This window comes from Microcoleus sp. BM001215392, from assembly GCF_036700185.1.
Taxonomy (GTDB): Bacteria; Cyanobacteriota; Cyanobacteriia; order Cyanobacteriales; family Microcoleaceae; genus Microcoleus.
Genome location: NZ_JAUBOJ010000558.1, coordinates 1 through 3,541, shown reverse-complemented (window position 1 = coordinate 3,541; position 3,541 = coordinate 1). Strand labels below are relative to the sequence as shown.

Below are 3,541 nucleotides of genomic sequence, written 5' to 3'. Positions count from 1 at the left end.
GATTGAATACCAACTGTTAACTTATTTTCACTCTTGTCTTGTTATCAACAGAATAAAATGCTATAAAGTGATGTTGTCGTTACAAAACGAGTAAATCATGAAAAATCAATTTTATCTAAACTTAAAACCCGATCAATTTCAACGTAGATTTGGTGTCAAGATTGAAACCTTTAAAGCAATGGTTAGCGCATTGGAAAATTTTAAGTCAGAAAATCAGAAAGACAAAAGAGGGCGTCGCACCATCCTAACTCTCTCTGAACAGGTCTTAGGAGCCTTGGAATATTGGAGAGAGTATCGAACATATTTTCATATTGGGACAACTTGGGGAGTATCTGAATCAACAATTTGCCGAATTGTAACTGATATTGAATCTACTTTAATGAAAACAGGAAAGTTCCGTATTCCCGGGAAAAAGGCATTACTCAAAGACTCTGATTATCCAGAATTCGTGGTGATGGATGTCACAGAAACAACTATTGAACGACAAAAAAAAACAGAAGAGATATTACTCAGGCAAGAAAAAGTGTCATACTCTAAAAACTCAATTGGTAATTAATCAAGAAACAAAAGAAATTATTTGCACTGCTTTTGGACCAGGACATTGCCACGACTTTAACTTGTTTAAAAAAAGTAAAGTTCATTTTCATCCCGAAACAAATAGCTTACAAGATAGTGGCTATCAAGGGATAAAGGACTATCACACTAATAGTTATAGCCTTTCTCACAAAGATGAGGTACAATAACAGCAGTGTGTAAACCAGTTAAAAATATTTGATGATGTAACTTGACTGAACGCCAACTCTATGGCTTTGGCTAGTTCTTGATAATTAGTAGTTTTGATAGAACGGAGAATTATTTTAAGTTTTGACCAGAGATTTTCAATTGGTGAAAAATCTGGTGAATAAGGAGATAAATATATTAATTTTGCCCCTTTTTTTTCGATAGCTTTTTCCACTTCTTCTCCCAAGTGAATGGGACAATTATCCATAACTACACAAGCCCCTTTCCATAGTTTTGGCACAAGTTTTCTGATAATAAAAGCTTCAAATGTAATTGCATCAGTTCCACCTATTAGATTAACAGATGTCAAAATTTCCTTGACTGACATAGCTCCAATTATTGAGACATTTTTGCCACGTTTAGTTGGTTTTGGCCCCTGGGCTCTTTGACCTTTCAAAGCTCTAGCATATAACCTAACCATTGCCAAATTAACTCCCGATTCGTCAATGAATATTAAGTCTTTCAAACTAACCTCTTTAATTTTTTGCCAGAACTCACATCGCAGGAGTTGAACTCGATCGGTTCCTTTGCCTGAAGGGAAGAGAGTTTTTTTTTGACAGTAATATCTAAGAGTTTTATCATTCTTGCTATTGTCGATCTACTAACAGAAAATCCAATTTTCCCATAAAGTAAATAACGAAGTTCTTCAAGAGTGGCATCATTGTTTTCTTCAATCAATTGGGCCAATATGAGTAGTTGCTCTGCATTCAGTTTGCCTTTGACTCCACATCGGTCAGTTCGGGGAGTAATGTTTTTTGTTTCACGATATTGTTTAAGCAGTTTTTGTACAAAGCTGAGGGCAGAGCGAAAAACGCTTAGCTATTGCTTTTTGTGAAATCGGTTCAGTATGATAAGTATCAAGGATTTTTTGCCTAAAATCAATCGAATAAGTTTTCATTTTCAACAATGTATTAAGAGGAGTACAAGTTGACTTTTTGTGAGTCAACTTCTTCGTGCTGTCAGAAAAATGCTATGATGCGTGCTATCGCTTTCCCTTGGCTTTACTGAACCATGTAATTCTAGTTCATTCGATCGTGTCTTCTCTGTTTGACCCTCATGAGTGAGTGTCAGTAACATGATACCTCATCTTTCCGAGAAAGGCTATATATAAACCTTGATTTTCCCAATGCGGCCATAACTCTTGGACTTCTTTGCATCGGTGTATTGGGCCGTTGTCTTGTACGATTACTCTCGGGCGTCCAATCTCAGCAGCTTCCTGGGCTTGGAGCTCCATCATTTTGATATAAGCTTTTCTTTTCGACACCCCCAATTACGCTTGCCGTAGACAAAACCCTATAAAAGAACTCAACCCATTAACCGGACTCCAAGAGAAATTGAGACGGCATCTTCTATCAACTCAAGAATTAATCGTTCCTCCGACTTCCTGGTACAGGTGCAGTTTCAGTTTCGGATTGATTAGACCCTGCAACCACGATGCAAGTACACAACGCAGCAGCTAACTGGTTTTGTTCGACACGACAAAGAACTCGCACTGTCGGAAACCAAAGCTGTAAGTGGGATAAGTCGTTGTTGACGCTACCGGAATACGCTTGGAATGGATCGCTTTCCAAACAAACGAAGGTTCGCAAAGCATACAGTTCATCCGAGTTGAGTCCGTCTAATCGGTTGATTAAGGATTCCAGAGAATATTTTTTGGGTGTCGTGTATCCCGCAATCGCTTGTTCTCCGAGTTCCCACCAACTCATCATGTTGGCTTGTTCGGTAGGACATATGACCTCCGACTTGCGGACGCAGATGTAAACTGGGTGCCCGTATTCAAGAACCGGGTTGTCTCGATCGTCCAGCAAGCGACCGGTGACGCTTTGGGAACGAACGTCCGTTACTTCGATGCGTCCCCGGGTCGTGGTGACGCGGGGGTTGGGTATTTCTACAAAGCTTGGTTGGGCGGCTTGCAATGGCTGCCCGTAATCTGCAAACATAAAGTTGCTCCTTGGTAGCTGGTGTTATCAGCAATGGGAGAAGTCCTGGCGGGAGTGTTTGCACCACTACACCAGGGCGTCATTCCCCACCCTAAAACCTGCGAGCGGGTCAGTCAAGGAGTTTACCATATAATATAAGGTATTAATTTCAGGTGAGTTACTAGCGCGATTGTTTGAGGCGATCGGCAATGATGCTGGAAAGTTCTGGATTGTTGCCCGCTGCGTCGAGGATGGAACGGAGGGAATTGGCATAAGCTAACGTGCGCTCGTACTGTTCGGGCATTTTCTCGAAATCGATGCCACTTCCCCACTTACTCGAAATAGTCTCTGTTTGAACGGCCAAGATGCGACTCAACAAACGAACGCACTCGGCTCTATAGCCCCTCGTAGCTTCCATCTCTGCATCAGCATTAAACCAAAGTCTACAGAATTCACGGGCTTTCACAGGCTTTACAAATTTATCGATAGAACGTCTTTTTAGTGCCAACATAACTCTCTAGTTTACCATATATTTTATGGTAAACTAGGGAGATGAGGTCAGCAATATTTACCTGATGATATCATGTCAATAACCCGCGCTGCATCCGTGCATAATAGAAGCGGGGGAGTCAAAAGCGCTCTGGCTGTAAAGGCTTTTCTGGGGGTAAAGGGCAAAAATTTAGGCTGATAACCGCACTGAAGGTTGACCTCGGAATATTTCCCAGTGACGCGGTGGCAGATGAAGCAAAGTTGGCGTTACTTGCGCCGTCCCGTGCGGGAAGGGCCGCCTGTAGAATTGGATGTGGAAGCCACAGTTAACCAGATTGGGCGACAGGGCATTT

Annotated in this window: 2 protein-coding genes and 2 pseudogenes; 1 reads left to right on the top strand and 3 read right to left on the bottom strand. The window is 41.6% G+C overall.

From position 1 onward, the window contains the following. Nucleotides 1–256: 256 nt before the first annotated feature. Nucleotides 257–728, top strand: a pseudogene (locus QT974_RS32620) (transposase family protein); the annotation flags it as partial. Here QT974_RS32620 and QT974_RS32615 read toward each other — a convergent pair. The 3 genes and pseudogenes from QT974_RS32615 to QT974_RS32605 form a co-directional block, all read right to left on the bottom strand. Further along, nucleotides 722–1,678: pseudogene (locus tag QT974_RS32615) on the bottom strand (IS630 family transposase). The pseudogenes QT974_RS32620 and QT974_RS32615 sit on opposite strands and share 7 nt — an antisense overlap. 466 nt (nucleotides 1,679–2,144) lie before the next feature. Beyond that, entirely contained in the window at nucleotides 2,145–2,720 is a 576-nt protein-coding gene (locus QT974_RS32610; RefSeq protein ID WP_333472505.1) for a hypothetical protein, read from the bottom strand. A 160-nt stretch (nucleotides 2,721–2,880) separates the two neighbouring features. Further along, the gene (locus QT974_RS32605; RefSeq protein WP_333472504.1) at nucleotides 2,881–3,165 is read right to left on the bottom strand and encodes a hypothetical protein; all 285 of its coding nucleotides are present in this window, start codon (nucleotides 3,163–3,165) and stop codon (nucleotides 2,881–2,883) included. Between the last annotated feature and the right edge of the window lie 376 nt (nucleotides 3,166–3,541).

Coding starts and splice junctions, on each gene's coding strand:
- QT974_RS32610 (WP_333472505.1), bottom strand. CDS start 2,720: ATGTTTGCAGATTACGGGCAGCCATTGCAAGCCGCCCAACCAAGCTTT.